Consider the following 16,623-nt stretch of genomic DNA (forward strand, 5'->3'; position numbering starts at 1 on the left):
AACAGGACGGCTGCAACCATGATCACCTGCTTCATCCGCTACGAGATCGATCCCTTCAGGAAGGAGGCGTTCAACGAATATGCCCGCAACTGGGGCCAGGCCATCCCCCGCTGCGGGGCGGATCTCATCGGCTACTACGCCCCGCACGAGGGCTCCGCCACCACGGCCTATGGGGTCTACACCATTCGGAGCCTCGCCGAATACGAGGCCTATCGCGAGCGCCTGCGCGATGATCCAATGGGACGGGCCAATTACGAGTTTGCGAAACGGGAACAATTCATCCGCCGGGAAGACCGGATCTTTCTCCGGTTGGCCTCGGCCCCTCACGCGGAGCTGATCAAGCCATGATTGCGGTGATCTTCGAGGTCTGGCCGGACGGAGAGGATGGACGGCAGCATTACCTCGGCCTTGCGGCCGCCCTGCGCTCCGACCTCACGGCCATGGACGGCTTCATCTCGGTCGAGCGCTTCCAGAGCCTGACCGAGCCGGGCAAGATGCTGTCGCTGTCGTTCTGGCGCGACGAGGAGGCGGTGCGGGCCTGGCGCAACCTCCCGTCTCATCGGGCGACTCAAGAGGCCGGCCGCGCCGGCACCTTCAGGGACTACCGCCTGCGCGTCGCCGCGGTGATCCGCGATTATGGCCTGAACGAACGCGCCGAGGCGCCGACGGACAGCCGCGCGGTTCATGATGGGCTCACGGCCGAAGGCTGATCCCGAAGGCCTGCTCGATGGCCGGCTTGCCGTCCCGCTCGACCCGGTAGACGGCGCGGTAGAGGCCCGGCCGGAAGCCGCCGGGCGGCTGCTTCACGCCCGAGAAGGCCATCCACTGGGCCTTGTCGCGGTCGAGGGGCGGCGCCTTGTTCTGGGCGAGCGGCTTGCCGTCGGGATCGAACAGGGTGAGGGTCTGGACATCGCCGCCTTTCAACCCGATGGCCCGCACATAGGCCACGAGCGCCGGCGACCGGGTCGTGGGCGTGTCCTGGTCGGCGGCGCCGGATTCGATCGCCTCCATGGTCACCGGCCCCGGGGCGAAGCCCTTGTTGAGGACGCTGCCGCCCTGATAGGCGAGCGCGCGCTGGAGCGAGGCCTCCCACAGCGACGTGCCGCCGCCGCAGGATTTCTCCGGCGCCCCGTATGCGAAGGGATCGACCGGCTTGCCGTCTTTGATCAGCGTGAAATGCAGATGCGGGAATTCGGTCAGTCCGGACAGGCCGATCCGGCCGATCCTGTCGCCGGCCTTCACCTCCTGGCCCGAGCGCACTGTGACGCTGCCTTTCGCCATGTGGCAATAGGCCGTGCGCCAGCCGTTGCCGTGATCGATCACCACTGCGTTGCCGCAGCCGATCCGGCTGATCGCCTCGCGGGTCTGCGGGGTCACGGCCACGTCGGCAACGCCCTCGCGGGTGCTGGCCACCTTTCCGTCGGCGGCCGCGACCACGTCGATCCCGGCCTTCTGCGCCGCCATGGTCGGCACGCGGATGTCGGTCCCGTCATGGGTGTCGTAGGTGAGGGTGCCGCATTGGTAGTCGCTCGCGGCCGGCGAGGGGTCCCGATCCACGTAATGCTGGATGAAGCAGGTACGTCCGATCTCGCAGGTGACCGGCAGGCGCAAGCTGATCTCCTGCGCGGCGGCGGGAAGAGCCAGGGCGAGGCCGACGAGGCTTGAAGGTCCCAGACGCATGATCGCTCCGCAACATCGATGCCGGGATATAGGTCGCCATGAAGGCTGATGAAGGGCGACAGGATCTCACGCTCACGTCATCACCGGCACGAGCCGGTAATGACGCCTAGGGACGATAATGCCAAGCTCCTACGCATATTTCCGGAATGGCGATGGAGCGCGAAGCCTCTAAAAGCCTGGTTCTGGCGAAAACGTTATGCGGCTTGCGGCGATGTCTCCGTTGCAGGCGCAGCCCTGGACCGCTAAATCGACACCATGATCCGAGACCTTGCCAATCCGACCCGCTTCATGAGCCTCAGCGGCACGCTGCTGCCGTGGGTGGGCGGTCTCACGGCGCTTCTCATGGCGGCCGGGCTCTACATGGTCTGGTTCACGGCGCCCGCCGATTACCAGCAGGGCGAGACGGTCAAGATCATGTACATCCATGTCCCGGCGGCCTGGCTGTCCCTGTTCTTCTACATGATCATGGCGTCCTCGGCGCTCGGCACGCTCGTCTGGCGCCATCCGCTGGCGGACGTGTCGCAGAAGGCGGCCGCGCCCATCGGGGCGGCGTTCACGCTGATCTGCCTCGTCACCGGGTCGCTCTGGGGCAAGCCCATGTGGGGCACCTACTGGCAATGGGACGCGCGGCTGACCTCCATGCTGGTGATGCTGCTGATCTATCTCGGCATTCTCGCGCTCTGGCGCGCCATCGAGGAGCCCAACCGGGCGGCCCGCGCGGTGTCGATCCTGACCCTGGTAGGGGCCGTGAACGTGCCGATCGTGAAATTCTCCGTCGACTGGTGGAACACCCTGCACCAGCCGGCCTCCGTGTTCCGCCTCGGCGGGCCGACGATCCATTCCTCCATGCTCGTGCCGCTCCTGGTCATGGCCGCGGCCTTCACCCTGCTGGGAATCGCCCTGCACCTGTCGGGCATGCGCACGGAGATCCTGCGCCGCCGGGTGCGCACGCTCACCATCCTCGAGGCCGAGCGCCTCGACGCACAGGCGGCCTGACGCCCATGTCGCACACGTTCTTCATCGCGTTCTCCTACATCCTGACGGCCCTCGTGGTGACCGGCCTGATCCTGCGCGCGGTCATCGATCACCGCATCCAGGTCCGCGCGCTGGCCGAGCTCGAAGCCCGCGGCATCGGCCGGAGGTCCCGCCGTGGCTGAAGCCGCCGAACGCCCGCGCTCCCGCTTCCTCTTCCTGCTGCCCGCCCTCATCTTCGTCGCCCTGGTGGGGCTGTTCGGTGTGCAGCTGATCTCCGGCCGCAACCCGGCCGAGGTTCCCTCGGTCCTGATCGACAAGCCCGTCCCGATCTTCGATCTGGCGCCGCTCGAAGGCCTTCAGGCCAATGGTCGGCCGGTACCCGGCTTCTCGAACCAGGATCTGAAGGGCCGCGTCACGGTGGTGAACGTCTGGGCGTCCTGGTGCGCGCCCTGCCGGCAGGAGCACCCGCTGCTGGTAGAGCTGGCAAAGAATCCCTCGGTCCGCGTGGTCGGGATCAACCAGAAGGACAATCCGGACAACGCCCGCCGCTTCCTCGGGGCGCTCGGCAACCCCTACGCGGCCGTGGGCGTCGATCCGAACGGCCGCGCCTCCATCGACTGGGGCGTCTACGGCGTTCCCGAGACCTTCATCGTCGGACCCGACGGCACCATCCGGTACAAGCATATCGGGCCGCTGACGCCCGAGAATTTTTCTGCCTTCAAGGAGCGCCTGGCACAAATCCCGCGCGCTTGAGCCGGTTGATCGCCACGTCGAGCGCCGACAGGAAGGCCGAGCGGTCCTTCTGCGAAAACGGCCTCGGCCCGCCCGTGACCTCGCCCATGGCGCGCAGATCCTCCATCAGGTTGCGGGTGGCGAGCGCCATGCCGACCGAGGACTCCGTGAAGGGTTTTCCGGTCGGGCCGATCACCTCGGCGCCGGCCTTGACGCAGCGGCTCGCCAGCGGGATGTCGGCCGTGATCACGATGGCGCCGCGCCCGGCGCGCTCGGCGATCCAGTTGTCGGCCGCGTCGAACCCGGCGCTCACCACGACCCGCTCGATCAGGGGATCCTGGGGGACCTGCAGGAAGGCGTTCGACACCACGAAGACCCTGACCCCGTGGCGCCCGGCGACCCGGTAGATCTCCGGCTTCACCGGGCAGGCATCCGCATCCACGTAGAGGATGATCGGTTGGAACGTCTCGCTCATGGTCCCTATATTCCTGTGGGATGCGGGGATGCCGCCGGGTCCTCCCGGCAGGCCGTGACGGCGTAACCATTTGGTCATCGGCGTTGAGGCACGTGTCGGCCTGCAAGATCAACCCCTCCGGGAGCAAAAAGAACCCGTGACCCCTCGATCCCGCATCCGTGCCGCCCTGGGCCTGATCGACTCCCTCCGCACGACCCCGGTGCTGAGCGATGCCACGCACCGGCTGATCCGCGAAGCCGATACCGGCGCCCTGCAACGGGCCGGGCTCGCGCGCATGGTCACGGCCGGGCTGCTGCTCATGGCCGTCCTGGTCACCACGGCGAGCGTCGAGCTCGCCAACCCGATGGCGCTCAAGCAGATCTGGGCCGCGGAGCTGACCCTGGTGCTGTTCGGCGCTCTCGGCTGGACCGGCGCCTGGCTCGCCTCGAAGCGCATCGCCATCGAGAGGCTGCCGGTCATCACGGCCATCCTCGATGCCTGCCTGGTTCTCGGAAACCTGGCCTACACCCATTGGGGCCTGGGGATCCCCGGCAGCCTCTTCTCGGTCTTTCCGGTCGCCTGGGTGGTGCCCATCACCATGGCGGCGGCGGCAATCCACTACCAGCCGCGGCTCCAGGCCTTCGTGGCCGCCATCTATGTGATCGGCCTGTCGCTCCTCGCCTTCGGCAGCGGATACTTGAGCCCCGCCGAGCGCCAGCAGGACCTGTCCGAGATCATCGGCGTGTTCTCCGCCCAGGCCAACATGGTCCGCCTCGTCATGGTCTTTGCCGCCGCCCTGATCCTGATCCTGGTGGCGCGCCAGGGACGGCTGATGCTGGAGCGGGCGGTGCGCGAGACCACCCTGCGGGTGACGCTGACCCGCTACCTGCCGCGCGAGCTCGCGCCAATCCTCACCGACCAGGCCTTCGCGTCCCTGCGCCAGGGACGGCGCATCCCCGTGACGCTGCTCTTCGTCGACATCCGCGCCTCGACCACCTTCGGCGAGACCATGGAGCCGGCGCAGCTTGCGGTCTTCATCACGTCGTTCCGGCGGCGGGTCCTGAGGGCGGCGAGCCGCCATGGCGGCGTCATCGACAAGTTCACCGGCGACGGAGCGCTCATCCTCTTCGGGGTGCCGGGCGCGCGCCCGGACGATGCCGGCCGGGCGCTCGCCTGCGGGCGCACGCTTCTCACCCTGATCGAGCGCTGGAACGCCAAGCGCGGCTTCAACCCGCCGGTGCGCCTGGGCATCGGCATCCATACGGGCGACGTGTTCTGCGGCGTGGTGGGCGACGAGAGCCGGCTCGAATTCACCGTGGTGGGCGAGACGGTCAACATCGCGTCCCGCATCGAGCAGGCGACGAAAGGCGCCGGCTGCGAGCTCCTGGCCTCGCAGGAAACCGTCACGGCGGCCGGCGAGGACGACAACTGGACCGAGGTCGCGTGCGATCCGCTGCCGGGCGTCACGCGCAAGATGGTGCTGATGAAGCCGGCCGGGTGAGGGGCGGCACCACCTTGTCATCACCGGCCTTGGGCCGGTGATCCCGATTGGCGAGGCATGGCGCTTGAAGGCATCGGATGGCCGGGACAAGCCCGGCCATAACGGAAGAGCGTAGCGTTAGACCTCTTCCGCCTTCTTGATCTCGTGCCGCAGCAGCAGCGGCGTCTGCGCCAGCGCGAACGCGATGGTGAGCGGCATGATGCCGAAGACCTTGAAGCTGACCCAGAAATCCGTGGTCTGGGTGCGCCAGACGATCTCGTTCAGCGCGGCGAGCGCGAAGAAGAACAGGGCCCAGCGGAGCGTCAGCTTGCGCCAGCCCTCCTCGTCGAGCTCGAACACGCTGTCGAGCACGATCTGCAGCAGGGGCTTGCGGAAATAGAGGCCGCCGAGGAGCACCAGCCCGAACATGGTGTTCACGATCGTGGGCTTGAGCTTGATGAAGGTCTCGTCCTGCAGGAACAGGGTGAGCCCGCCGAACACCACCACGACGATGCCCGACACCATCGGCATGATCGGCAGCTTGCGGGTGAGCCCGTAGCTGATGCCGAGCGCGATCACGGTCGCCACGATGAAGACCCCCGTGGCGGCGAAGATGCGGTGGTCTTCCGGGAAGCCGAACCGGTCCCCATAGGCGTTGCCGAGGAAGAACAGGGCGAGCGGGCCGAGCTCGAGGGCGAGCTTGAGCAGGGGCGGGAGGCGCTTGTCGTCGGTCATGAGGTTGCTTCTAACCCGGCAATGGCTTTTGCGAAATCCCGTGCGGTGAAAGGCTCCAGGTCCTCGACTCCTTCGCCCACGCCGATGAAGTGGACGGGGAGGCGGAATTTTTCGGCGAGCGCCACCAGGATGCCGCCGCGGGCCGTGCCGTCGAGCTTGGTCATGACGAGGCCCGTCACGCCGGCCGCCTTCTGGAACAGCTCGACCTGGCTGATGGCGTTCTGGCCCACCGTCGCGTCGAGCACCAGGAGGGTGGCGTGGGGGGCGGTCGGGTCGAACTTCTTGACCACGCGAACGATCTTTTCCAGCTCCGCCATCAGCCCGGCCTTGTTCTGCAGGCGGCCCGCCGTGTCGATGAGGAGCACGTCGGAGCCGTTCGCCTTCGCCTCCTGCAGGGCGTCATAGGCAAGGCCCGCCGCATCGGCGCCCTGCGCGCGGGCAAGAACCGGCGCGCCGACCCGCTCGCCCCAGACCTTGAGCTGCTCGATGGCGGCGGCCCGGAAGGTGTCGCCGGCGGCGAGCATCACCTTGAGGCCCTGCTGGCGGAACTTCTGGCTCAGCTTGCCGATGGTCGTGGTCTTGCCCGCCCCGTTCACGCCGATCATGAGGATCACGAAGGGCTTCTTCGTCCGGTCGATGGCGAGCGCCTGGGCGACCGGCTGGAGCGCCTTCTCGACCTCGCTGGCGAGAATCGCCTTCACCTCCCCGGGCGAGATCTCCTTGTTGTAGCGGCCCGATGCGATCGCCGCCGTAATGCGCATGGCGGCCGGAACGCCGAGATCCGCCTGGACCAGGGCATCCTCGAGCTCCTCGAGGGTCGCGTCGTCGAGCTTGCGCTTGGTGAAGAGGCCGGTGACGCTGTCCGACAGGGACGAGGAGGTGCGGCGCATGCCGTCCGTCAGGCGCTGCCACCAGCCGCGCGGTGCTGCCGGCATAGCGTCGGGGACCGGATCAGGGAGCACCTCGGCGGGCGCCGGGTCGGGGGCCGGCAGGTCCGCGGCCGTGATGTCGGGGCGCAGTTCGGGGCCCGTCTCGGTCAGGATGCGCGGCAGCGGCTCCTGCGGGTTGGTGCCTTCGGGATCGAGACCCTCCACGGGCTGGAGGTCCGCCCCGGCCAGTTCCGGCGCCGCCTTGGCCTCCTCGGGCGTATCAGGGGAGGCCTCCGTCACGGTCGGAGGAGCGGCCGTCAGGTCGTCCGCCGCGTTCGCCGGCGGGGAGGGCATCGTCTCGGGATGGCCTCCGGCCTGCGGCGTCTCCGGCGCCGGCTGCTGCGTCTCCGGCTGGGCCGCCGCAGGGGTTTCGGCCTTGCGCCCGAACAGACGGGAGAGGAATCCGGGCTTGTCGGGCTTGGTGTCAGCCATGGGTGCTGCTGTGCCTTTTCGTTCTTGTGCTTGATTGAGCGCTGCCGCCTCGATAGCGCATCGTGCGGAAAAGTGGAAAACGGTTTTCCGCACCAAACGATGCGTCTGCATGAAGCGTAAGCATCGGATCAATGCCAAAAGCGGGTTCCACTTTTGGAACCGATGCTCTAGTCGAGGCCTCATGAATGCGGAAGAGATAGTAAGCCGATTGCTGTATCGCGATGCCCTGATGCTCGTGATCGACAAGCCTGCCGGCCTGCCGGTGCATCCCGGGCCCAAGGGCGGCGAAACCCTGTTCCATCACCTCGACGCCCTCCGCTTCGGTCTGCCGCGCCGCCCGGAGGCCGCGCACCGCCTCGACAAGGACACATCGGGCTGCCTGGTGCTCGGCCGCCACCCCAAGGCCATCGCCCGCCTCAACGAGCTTTTCCGCATGAACGAGGTCGACAAGGTGTACTGGGCCGTGGTCGAGGGCGGACCGCACGACGAGGGCGAGATCGACCTGGCGCTCGCGCCGAAATCGCCGGACCGCGGCTGGTGGATGAAGGTGGACCCCAAGGGCCAGCCCTCGCTGACCCGGTGGCGGGTGCTGGGGCGGGGCGAGGGCTTGGCTCTCCTGGAGCTGCGACCCGTCACCGGCCGTACCCATCAGCTGCGGGTCCATTGCGCGGCGATGAACTTTCCGATCCTGGGCGATCCCATCTACGGCTCTGCCCCGCGCTTCGGCGGCCCGGGCCTGCATTTGCACGCCCGCAGCGTGAGCGTGCCGCTCTATCCGAAGAAGACGCCGATCACCGTCGAGGCGCCGGTGCCGGAGCATATGCGGGAGCGGGTGGAGGCTTGCGGCATCTTGGTCGGCGGCGCGGGCCGTCCGACCTGACATCCTCCACGTGTCATCACCGGCCTCGTGCCGGTGATCCCGATGCGGTGAGACGCCCCGCTTCGAGCGATCGGGATGGCCGGGACAGGCCCGACCATGACGACGATCGGTCTGAACGGGAACCCTAGGCCGCCAGCAGGTCCTTGCCGTCGTGGCCGGCGATCGTGGTCGGCACGATCGCGCCCGGCGTCACGGGCCTGTCGAAGCGCACCAGGGTGAACCCTTCCGTGCGGCCGAGCTGGTTGGTCTCGATCAGCACGTTGCGGCGCGCCCCGATCTCGCTGCCGAGATGCCTCAGCAGGGCGGCCTCGCCCTTCTCGCGCAGGCGCCGTGCCCGGTCCTTCACCACATCGCGCGCCACCTGCGGCATGCGTGCGGCCGGGGTGCCGGGACGGGGCGAGAACGGAAAGACGTGGAGGTGGGTGAGACCGCATTCGTCCACGATGGAGAGGGAGCGCGAGAACATCTCCTCGGTCTCGGTCGGGAACCCCGCGATGATGTCGGCGCCGAACACCATGTCGGGCCGAAGGCGCTTCACCTGTTCGCAGAACGCGATGGCGTCGTTGCGCAGATGGCGGCGCTTCATGCGCTTGAGCACCATGTCGTCGCCGGCCTGAAGCGACAGATGCAGATGCGGCATCAGGCGGCTCTCGCCGGCGATCACGTCAAGGAGATCGTCATCCGCCTCCACGGAATCGATCGACGAGATGCGCAGGCGCTCCAGCTCCGGCACGTGGCGCAGCAGGCCCTTCACCAGGGTGCCGAGCTTCGGCTCGCCGGGCAGGTCCCGGCCGTAGCTCGTGATGTCGACGCCGGTGAGCACCACCTCGCGGGAGCCGTGCTCCACGAGGGTGCGCACCTGCTCCACCACGGCTCCCATGGGCACGGAGCGGGAATTGCCGCGGCCGTACGGGATGATGCAGAAGGTGCAGCGGTGGTCGCAGCCGTTCTGCACCTGCACGAAGGCGCGCGTGCGCCCGCGCATGCCGTCGATGAGGTGCACGGCGGTTTCCTTCACGGCCATGATGTCGTTGACGAGGACCTTCTCGCTCGCGCCTAAGCCGAAGTCGCGCATTCCGGTCCAGGTCTCGGCCTTCATCTTCTCGTGGTTGCCGACGACCTGGCTGACCTCCGGCATGGCCGCGAAGGTTTCGGGCTCGACCTGGGCGGCGCAGCCCGTCACGATGATGCGGGCTTCCGGCTTCTCGCGGGCGAGCTTGCGGATCGACTGGCGCGCCTGGCGGGTCGCCTCGGCGGTCACCGCGCAGGTGTTGACGATCACGACCTCGCCGAGGCCCGCATCCTCCGCATGGCGCTGCATGGCCTCCGACTCGTAGGTGTTGAGCCGGCAGCCGAAGGTGACGACCTCGACCGCCATCAGGCCACCTCGGTGAACAGGGACGGGGAGAAGGTGCCCTCGTGTTCCAGCTCGGTCGGGCCGGTCATCAGGACATGGTCGTCGCTCTCCCGCCATTCGATGACGAGGTCGCCGCCGGGAAGCGCGATCACGGCCTTGCGGCCTGTCAGCCCCTTGCGGGAAGCCGCCACGAGGGTCGCGCAGGCCGCGGACCCGCAGGCCCGGGTGGCGCCCGCTCCCCGCTCCCAGACCCGCAAGCTGATGTGTTCCGGGCCGGTCACCTGGGCGAAGGAGATGTTGGCGCGCTCCGGGAAGGCCGGGTCGTGCTCGAACACCGGGCCGATGGCGGAAAGATCGTAGGCCTGGGCGTTCTCGACCCAGAAGATCGCGTGCGGATTGCCCATGCCGACCGCCGAGGGGGCCCGCAGCTCGGGTGCGTCGGGCAGGGTCGTGTCAACGGCGATCGTTCGGGTATCGGGGAAAGGATCCCGCAGGGGAATCTCGTTCCAGGCAAGGCGCGGCGGGCCCATGTCGACGGTGAAGACCGTGTCCGAGACGCGCTCCACCGGCAGCAGCCCGGCCTTGGTTTCCAGCACCAGGTCACCCTCGACCGGGCGGCTCATGATCGGATCCGTCGTCATCGCCCAGGCGACGCAGCGGGTGCCGTTGCCGCAGGCACCGGATTCCGAGCCGTCGGTGTTGTAGATCCGCATATAGGCGTCGGTGCCCGGCGTCACCGGATCGTGCAGCACCATCAGCTGGTCGAAGCGCGAGCGCGGGTCGGCCGCGATGGCGCGCGCTTCCGAAGCGCTTACGCGGTGGGCGGAGCCGCGCAGGTCGAGCACGGTGATCTCGTTGCCGAGACCGTTCATTTTCAGGAAGCGGCTGTTCGAAAGGGCACTCATGGGGGCGTATATGGCTCAAAATGCCCGAAACCGCGAGAGGGGTCGCGCGCGTCTGGGCAATTCTGCGGCAATATCGTCTAGAAGGCCTGCACGATCCGGGGGATGCTGGTCGCCACGATGAGCAGGCCGACCGCGACCATCAGGGGCCGGGTCGGCACCCGGCTGACCACGAATCCGCCCAACGGGGCCGCCAGCACACCGCCCACGATGAGGCCTGCGGCCGAACTCAGCTCCGACCAGCCCAGGTTGAGGATGAAGGTGGCGGACACCACGGATGTGACGAGGAACTCCGTCAGGTTCGCGGAGCCGATCACCTGCCGGGGGGCATGGCCGCGCCCGATCAGCGAGCTCGTGACGACCGGGCCCCAGCCGCCGCCCCCCATGGCGTCGAGCAGGCCACCGCCGGCGCCGATCCACGGCACCATCCAGTCCCGGACCTCCCGGGGCCAGAGCGGGCGGAACGCCTTGAACGTGATGTAGAGGCCGATCGCCATCAGGTAGGCGGACACCAGGGGCTGAATCGTCTTCGCGTCGATGCTGGACAGGATGAAGGCCCCGACGGCTCCGCCGAGCATGCCGGCCGGCGCGAGTCGGGCCACGAGGCGCCAGTTCACGTTGCGGTGGAGCACGTGCGAGGCGCCCGAGGCCGCGGTGGTGAAGATTTCCGTCACGTGAGTCACGGCACTGGCCGTGGCGGGCGGCACGCCGAAGGCGAGAAGGCTCGTGGTCGACAGCACCCCGAATGCCATGCCGAGCGCCCCGTCGACGAGCTGGGCTCCGAAGCCGATCAGCGCAAAGATCAGAAAGTCTTCCATTCCTGGAGCAGCCTCGACGGAGACGAACGGGGGCTTGAGCATAGGCCAAGGGCATGACGTTGCGAGAGTGACCGGGGCTCCCGGCCAGAGGATTTTTTGTGCAGCTTATGAGGGGATGGCCTGCTGCAATCCGTCCTCCATGGAAGCTCGCGGACAGCCTCGCCGCTGCAACAAAACACCCCTATGGTGCTGCACCGTCTCTCTTCTTGATTCGCGGGTAAGGCGTCCTTCTCATGCGGCTGCGCTCTTCAGGTCTTCTCCTCGTTTTCGCCCTTTGCTCAGGCGTCGCCCTCGCGCAGACGCCCCCGCCAGCAAGCCCCCCGGCCGCCACGGAGACGCCGGCCGCTCCTGCCGCTCCGGCCCCTTCTCCAGCTGTGCCGCAGGCGCAGGGCGCACAGACGCCGGTCACCCCCGCGCCGGCCGCTCCCGCTCCCGCCGCACCTGCGCCCGCGCAGGAGGCGGGCCGCACGACCCTGTTTCCAAACCCGAGCGATCCGTCCGGTGTGGAGGAGGGCGTCCTGGTGTCGAAGCCCACGGTGGTGCTCTCGGGCACCAGCACCTGGGACGATGCCTTCACCAATCTGAAAAATGCCTTCGCCAAGATCGACGGTGAGCTGAAGAAGGCCGGGATCGCGCCGGCGGGCCGGCCGGTGACGATCTTCGTCGACACCGACGACGACGGTTTCAAGTACGACGCGATGGTGCCGATCGCCCGGGTGCCGGAGGGCAAGACCGAGCTCACGCCCGAGATCAAGTTCGGCAAGACGCCGGAGGGCAAGTCCTTCCGCTTCGTGCACAAGGACGCCTATGACGAGATCGACGGCACCTACGAGACGATCACGGCCTATCTCGACATCAAGGAGATCGTCGCCAAGGACGCGTTCATCGAGGAATACGTGAGTGATTTCACCGATTCGCAGGACACCAATTTCGAGGTGAACATCTACGTTCAGCCCAAGGAGTGATCGCGCTCTTCGACCTCGACGGGACTCTGACCGATCCCAAAACGGGCATCACCCGGTCGATCCAATACGCCCTCGAGCGGCTCGGACAGCCCATCCCGGCCGTCGACGACCTCACCTGGATGATCGGCCCGCCGCTGATCGCAAGCTTCGCCAAGCTGCTGGGCGGAGCGGGGGACGCCCCGGAGGCCCTGCGCCTCTACCGGGAGCGGTTCAGCGACGTCGGCCTGTTCGAGAACGAGGTCTATGCCGGCATCCCGGATCTGCTCCAGGATCTTCGGGAGAAGGATGTCCGCCTCTTTGTCGCGACCTCGAAGCCGCATGTCTATGCGCGGCGGATCCTCGACCATTTCGATCTCTCGCGGTTCTTGACCGCGATCTACGGCTCCGAGCTCGACAACCGGAATGCCGACAAGCGGGATCTCATCCGGCACCTCGTCGAGCAGGAGCGCTTCGATCCGGCTCGAGCCGTCATGATCGGCGACCGGGAGCACGACGTCTTCGGGGCCAGGGCCAATGGCATCACGGCCATCGGCGTCACCTGGGGTTACGGGTCCCGGCAAGAGCTGCTGGACGCGGGCGCGGCCTGCCTCGCGGAGGATCCGCAGGGGCTCGAAGCGCCGATCCTCAGGCTGACGGGGGCCACGCCTCGCCCGGCCGCAACGGCCTGAACCGGGCCTCCGGGATCTCGGCCACCTGGAGGGCGGCCGCCAGTTCCTGCGGCGGCTCGTCGACGCCTTCGTTGGTGAGCCGGAACGTGCCCCAATGGTGGCCCAGCGCCTGCTCGGCCTCGATGATCTCCAGCACCTTCACGGCATCCTCCGGGTTCATGTGCTGCGGCTCCATGAACCAGCGCGGCTCATAGGCCCCGATGGGCAGATGGGCGAGGCGTGGCCTGCCGAAGCGCTCGCGCACGGCCCGGAAGATTTTTCCGTCGCCGAAGCCGGTATCGCCGACGTGGTAGACCGTGCCGGCCGGCGTGGTCAGCACATAGGCGCACCAGAGCGCCATGCGCCGGTCGTTGATGCCCCGCGCCGACCAATGGTAGGCGGGCTCGACATGGGCCGTGACGCCGTTCCCCAGATCGAAGGATCCGCCCCAATCCCGGGTCTCCACGGGGATCTCCGGGTGCTCGGCCCGGATCACCGCATCGTTGCCGAGCGGCGCGACCACTGTCGGGCGGTACCGCTGCCAGAGGCGGCCGAGGGTGTCCGTGTCGAGATGGTCGTAATGGTTGTGCGTGATCAGCACCGCATGGATCTGCGGCAGGTCGTCGAAGGCGATGCCCGGCGGGTTGACCCGCTTGGGCCCGGCGAAGGAGACCGGGCTCGCGCGCTCCGAGAACACCGGATCGGTCAGGATGTTGAGCCCTGCTACCTGGATCAGGAACGAGGCGTGGCCGATCAGGGTCGAGCGCAGGTCCCGCACCTCGGCCGGGGGCTTGTCCCGGAACGGGCTCGGGAAGCTGTCCGGCCAGTCCTTGCGCCCGCCGCCGAGCTGCCAGCGGGCCAGCTCCAGGAAGCCTTTGTCCTGCGGCTGGTTCGCCAGGAAGAACCGGACCCCGTCGAAATGGTCGGTGACCGGCCCCTGGTAATAGCGGTTCGTCGCCCGGGCGGCGGTCATCCAGCCCAGGGCTCCGGTTGCGGCCACGACAGGAAGCCCAAGGACTTTGAGAAGGGTGCGGCGGTTCATGGAAGCAGGAATCCTCGGCGAAGCTTTAAGCGTGGGGACGGCGGGCCTGATCGGCAAGAGGTCCCGGTGCCGTTCCACCGGACCATCCGCCGCGTCATGGCCGGGCCCATGCTGGTGGCGAAGGGACACTCGCCTTCGCGTGATCCCGGAGGACAGCCGATCGAAGCCTCAAGATCCTCCATCGTCTGCCTTTTCCTTGACTTCTTGGTCTTTTCCCCTTAGGGGCTGACCGCAAATCTGTAGAGCGAGCCCTTCTGAGCCGCCGACCAGCCCGCGAGGCTGGAGGTCAACGTCCGACAGCGCGATGCGCCCTCGGGCGCGTTTCTCCTTGGGTTTGCTTTACGCCGTCATGACCGCACTCGCCGGATCACGACGCATGAGGATGAACGGATGTCGGACGACGCATTGCGCATCGAGGACGCGGTCAACGAGACCTGCCCGTGGTCGGGGAAGCCGATCGCGGCGGATTCGCTCACCCTCTATCGCGGCGAGGTGGTCGGATTCTGCAATCCCGGCTGCCGCGACAAGTTCAAGGCGGCGATCGACCACTTTGAAAAGGCCCTTGCGAAGAGCGATGTACCTCTCATCGCAAAAGGAATTGAGTGATCATGTTCGAAGGCCTTTCCGAGAAGCTTTCCACCATCCTCGACTCGCTGACGCGCCGCGGCGCGCTCACCGAGGAGGACGTCAACGCGGCCCTGCGTGAGGTCCGCCGCGCCCTGCTCGAGGCCGACGTGGCCCTCGAGGTGGTGCGCTCCTTCACCGACAAGGTGCGCTCCCGGGCGGTCGGCGCCGAGGTGGTCAAGTCCGTCTCCCCGGGCCAGCAGGTGGTCAAGATCGTCCATGACCAGCTCGTGGAGATGCTGGGCTCGGACGCGGAAATCATCGACCTGAACGCGGTTCCGCCCGTCGGCATCCTCATGGTCGGCCTCCAGGGCTCGGGCAAGACGACCACCACGGCCAAGATCGCACGGCGCCTGAAGGACCGCGAGAACCGTCGCGTGCTCATGGCCTCGCTCGACACCCGCCGCCCGGCCGCCATGGAACAGCTCGCCGTGCTCGGCAAGCAGGTCGACGTCGACACCCTGCCGATCGTGGCCGGCCAGTCGGCCGTGCAGATCGCCCGCCGCGCCATGGAGGCCGCCCGTCTCGGCGGCTACGACGTGGTGATGCTCGACACGGCCGGCCGCGTGACCGTCGACGAGGCGCTCATGGTGGAGGCCGCCGAGGTGCGCGCCGCCACCGGCCCACACGAGGTTCTCCTCGTGGCCGACGCGCTCACCGGCCAGGACGCGGTCAACACCGCCCGTGCCTTCGATCAGCGCCTCGGCGTTACGGGCATCGTGCTCACCAGGATGGACGGCGACGCCCGCGGCGGCGCGGCCTTGTCCATGCGCGCCGTCACCGGCAAGCCGATCAAGCTCATCGGCACGGGCGAAAAGGTCGATGCACTCGAGGAATTCCACCCGAGCCGCGTCGCCAACCGCATCCTCGGCATGGGCGACATCGTCTCGCTGGTCGAAAAGGCCGCCGAGAACTTCGACCAGGCGCAGGCCCAGCGCATGGCCGAGAAGATGCGCAAGGGCAAGTTCGACCTGGAGGACCTGCGCGACCAGCTCGCCCAGATGGAGAAGATCGGCGGCCTGAACGGCATGCTCGGCATGCTGCCGGGCGTAGCCAAGATGAAGTCGCAGCTCGAGAACGCCAATCTCGACGACCGGATCATCAAGCGCCAGCGCGCCATCATCGATTCCATGACCCCGGCCGAGCGCCGCAACCCGGACATCCTCAAGGCCTCGCGCAAGAAGCGCATCGCGGCCGGCGCCGGCGCCAAGGTCGAGGAGATCAACAAGCTCCTGAAGATGCACCGCCAGATGGCCGACGTCATGAAGATGATGGGCGGCGGCAAGGGCAAGGGCATGGCGGGAGCGCTCGGCAAGATGTTCGGGCTCGGCGGAGGCGGCATGCCCCAGCCGACGCCGGAGCAGATCGAGGCGCTGCAGAAGCAGATGGGCGGCAAGCTGCCCGATTTCCCGGGCGGCGCCGGCGGCCTTCCGGCCATGCCCAAGGGCATGCCCGGCCTGCCGGGTCTGGGCGGGGCTAAGATCCCGGGCCTGCCCGGCATCGGCGGCTTCCCGTTCGGGAAGAAGAAATAGGTTTCGTCAGCCCCGCCCAGGCGGGAATGGCATCGGAAGAAGTTTGATCACAGGACACCAAAAAGGAGTTTCCCATGTCCCTGAAGATCCGTCTCACCCGTGGTGGTGCGAAGAAGCGTCCCTACTACCGCATCGTCGTCGCCGACTCGCGCTCCCCGCGCGATGGCCGCTTCATCGAGAAGGTCGGCACCTACGACCCGATGAAGCCGAAGGACGATGCCGGCCGCGTCGTTCTCGAGACCGAGAAGGTCCAAGCCTGGCTCGCCAAGGGCGCCCAGCCGACCGACCGCGTCCTGCGCTTCCTCGATGCCGCCGGCCTCCTGAAGCGTCCGGCCCGCAACAACCCGCAGAAGGCCGTCCCGGGCAAGAAGGCCCAGGAGCGCGCCGACGCCAAGGCCGCCGCAGCTGCCGCCGGCGAAGGCGAGGCTGCGTAAGCACC

20 protein-coding genes are annotated in these 16,623 nt (G+C 67.9%); 12 read left to right on the forward strand and 8 right to left on the reverse strand.

Annotation, left to right across the window (positions count from 1 at the left end; all coding sequences use genetic code 11):
• Positions 1-18 precede the first annotated feature (18 nt).
• Positions 19-348 (forward strand): NIPSNAP family protein, encoded by a 330-nt coding sequence (locus HPT29_RS01360; protein WP_173947771.1) that lies wholly within the window; start codon positions 19-21, stop codon positions 346-348.
• Positions 345-710 carry an antibiotic biosynthesis monooxygenase family protein gene (locus HPT29_RS01365; protein ID WP_173947770.1) on the forward strand — a complete coding sequence of 122 codons (366 nt, stop codon included), beginning with the start codon at positions 345-347 and terminating at the stop codon, positions 708-710. The genes HPT29_RS01360 and HPT29_RS01365 overlap by 4 nt, the downstream gene beginning before the upstream one ends.
• Here the strand turns inward: HPT29_RS01365 and HPT29_RS01370 are convergent.
• Positions 694-1,680: a M23 family metallopeptidase gene (locus HPT29_RS01370; RefSeq protein WP_173947769.1), complete on the reverse strand. Its 987-nt coding sequence runs from the start codon at positions 1,678-1,680 to the stop codon at positions 694-696. The genes HPT29_RS01365 and HPT29_RS01370 overlap by 17 nt on opposite strands.
• A 255-nt stretch (positions 1,681-1,935) precedes the next feature.
• On the opposite strand from HPT29_RS01370, the gene HPT29_RS01375 reads away from it, so the two are divergent.
• From HPT29_RS01375 to HPT29_RS01385, 3 genes are read left to right on the forward strand one after another with little or no spacing between them, the layout of a single operon-like run.
• Positions 1,936-2,676: a heme ABC transporter permease gene (locus HPT29_RS01375; protein WP_173947768.1), complete on the forward strand. Its 741-nt coding sequence runs from the start codon at positions 1,936-1,938 to the stop codon at positions 2,674-2,676.
• Between the two features lie 5 nt (positions 2,677-2,681).
• On the forward strand, positions 2,682-2,837 hold the full coding sequence (gene ccmD / locus HPT29_RS01380; protein WP_173947767.1) for a heme exporter protein CcmD: 156 nt from the start codon (positions 2,682-2,684) through the stop codon (positions 2,835-2,837).
• Complete coding sequence (locus HPT29_RS01385; protein WP_173947766.1) at positions 2,830-3,408, forward strand: DsbE family thiol:disulfide interchange protein; 579 nt, start codon at positions 2,830-2,832, stop codon at positions 3,406-3,408. Before ccmD ends, HPT29_RS01385 begins: the two co-directional genes overlap by 8 nt.
• On the opposite strand, the gene HPT29_RS01390 is transcribed toward HPT29_RS01385, so the two are convergent.
• Complete coding sequence (locus HPT29_RS01390) at positions 3,374-3,862, reverse strand: YaiI/YqxD family protein (RefSeq protein WP_173947765.1); 489 nt, start codon at positions 3,860-3,862, stop codon at positions 3,374-3,376. The genes HPT29_RS01385 and HPT29_RS01390 overlap by 35 nt on opposite strands.
• A gap of 136 nt (positions 3,863-3,998) precedes the next feature.
• Between HPT29_RS01390 and HPT29_RS01395 the strand changes: the two genes are divergently transcribed.
• Positions 3,999-5,342, forward strand: a complete 1,344-nt coding sequence (locus HPT29_RS01395; protein ID WP_173947764.1) for an adenylate/guanylate cyclase domain-containing protein — start codon at positions 3,999-4,001, stop codon at positions 5,340-5,342.
• Positions 5,343-5,459: 117 nt separating this feature from the next.
• Here HPT29_RS01395 and HPT29_RS01400 read toward each other — a convergent pair whose 3' ends face one another.
• Both HPT29_RS01400 and ftsY read right to left on the reverse strand, forming a co-directional pair.
• Positions 5,460-6,056, reverse strand: a complete 597-nt coding sequence (locus HPT29_RS01400; RefSeq protein ID WP_173947763.1) for a septation protein A — start codon at positions 6,054-6,056, stop codon at positions 5,460-5,462.
• The gene (gene ftsY, locus HPT29_RS01405; RefSeq protein ID WP_173947762.1) at positions 6,053-7,417 is read right to left on the reverse strand and encodes a signal recognition particle-docking protein FtsY; all 1,365 of its coding nucleotides are present in this window, start codon (positions 7,415-7,417) and stop codon (positions 6,053-6,055) included. The genes HPT29_RS01400 and ftsY overlap by 4 nt, the downstream gene beginning before the upstream one ends.
• A 181-nt stretch (positions 7,418-7,598) precedes the next feature.
• On the opposite strand from ftsY, the gene HPT29_RS01410 reads away from it, so the two are divergent.
• A complete protein-coding gene (locus tag HPT29_RS01410; RefSeq protein WP_173947761.1) occupies positions 7,599-8,297 on the forward strand; it encodes an RluA family pseudouridine synthase in 699 nt (232 codons plus the stop codon).
• Positions 8,298-8,421: 124 nt separating this feature from the next.
• On the opposite strand, the gene mtaB is transcribed toward HPT29_RS01410, so the two are convergent.
• From mtaB to HPT29_RS01425, 3 genes are all read right to left on the reverse strand, one after another.
• Entirely contained in the window at positions 8,422-9,675 is a 1,254-nt protein-coding gene (gene mtaB, locus HPT29_RS01415) for a tRNA (N(6)-L-threonylcarbamoyladenosine(37)-C(2))-methylthiotransferase MtaB (RefSeq protein ID WP_173947760.1), read from the reverse strand.
• Positions 9,675-10,559: a diaminopimelate epimerase gene (gene dapF, locus HPT29_RS01420; protein ID WP_173947759.1), complete on the reverse strand. Its 885-nt coding sequence runs from the start codon at positions 10,557-10,559 to the stop codon at positions 9,675-9,677. The genes mtaB and dapF overlap by 1 nt, the downstream gene beginning before the upstream one ends.
• A gap of 77 nt (positions 10,560-10,636) precedes the next feature.
• A complete protein-coding gene (locus HPT29_RS01425; protein ID WP_173947758.1) occupies positions 10,637-11,374 on the reverse strand; it encodes a sulfite exporter TauE/SafE family protein in 738 nt (245 codons plus the stop codon).
• A 233-nt stretch (positions 11,375-11,607) separates the two neighbouring features.
• Here HPT29_RS01425 and HPT29_RS01430 point away from each other — a divergent pair, with 233 nt between their 5' ends.
• Together HPT29_RS01430 and HPT29_RS01435 are read left to right on the forward strand one after the other, a co-directional pair.
• Complete coding sequence (locus HPT29_RS01430) at positions 11,608-12,339, forward strand: GyrI-like domain-containing protein (RefSeq protein ID WP_173947757.1); 732 nt, start codon at positions 11,608-11,610, stop codon at positions 12,337-12,339.
• Complete coding sequence (locus HPT29_RS01435) at positions 12,336-13,007, forward strand: HAD family hydrolase (RefSeq protein ID WP_173947756.1); 672 nt, start codon at positions 12,336-12,338, stop codon at positions 13,005-13,007. The genes HPT29_RS01430 and HPT29_RS01435 overlap by 4 nt, the downstream gene beginning before the upstream one ends.
• On the opposite strand, the gene HPT29_RS01440 is transcribed toward HPT29_RS01435, so the two are convergent.
• The gene (locus tag HPT29_RS01440) at positions 12,964-14,028 is read right to left on the reverse strand and encodes an MBL fold metallo-hydrolase (RefSeq protein WP_173947755.1); all 1,065 of its coding nucleotides are present in this window, start codon (positions 14,026-14,028) and stop codon (positions 12,964-12,966) included. The two genes, HPT29_RS01435 and HPT29_RS01440, sit on opposite strands and share 44 nt — an antisense overlap.
• Before the next feature lie 390 nt (positions 14,029-14,418).
• Here HPT29_RS01440 and HPT29_RS01445 point away from each other — a divergent pair, with 390 nt between their 5' ends.
• The 3 genes from HPT29_RS01445 to rpsP all read left to right on the forward strand — a co-directional run bounded on the left by HPT29_RS01445 (position 14,419) and on the right by rpsP (position 16,618).
• Positions 14,419-14,634, forward strand: a complete 216-nt coding sequence (locus HPT29_RS01445) for an eL24 family ribosomal protein (RefSeq protein ID WP_173947754.1) — start codon at positions 14,419-14,421, stop codon at positions 14,632-14,634.
• 2 nt (positions 14,635-14,636) lie between these two features.
• Complete coding sequence (ffh, locus tag HPT29_RS01450; protein WP_173947753.1) at positions 14,637-16,184, forward strand: signal recognition particle protein; 1,548 nt, start codon at positions 14,637-14,639, stop codon at positions 16,182-16,184.
• A gap of 74 nt (positions 16,185-16,258) precedes the next feature.
• Entirely contained in the window at positions 16,259-16,618 is a 360-nt protein-coding gene (gene rpsP / locus HPT29_RS01455; protein WP_173947752.1) for a 30S ribosomal protein S16, read from the forward strand.
• Positions 16,619-16,623: the final 5 nt, after the last annotated feature.

The sequence above is a fragment of the Microvirga terrae genome, assembly GCF_013307435.2.
Lineage (GTDB): Bacteria > Pseudomonadota > Alphaproteobacteria > Rhizobiales > Beijerinckiaceae > Microvirga > Microvirga terrae.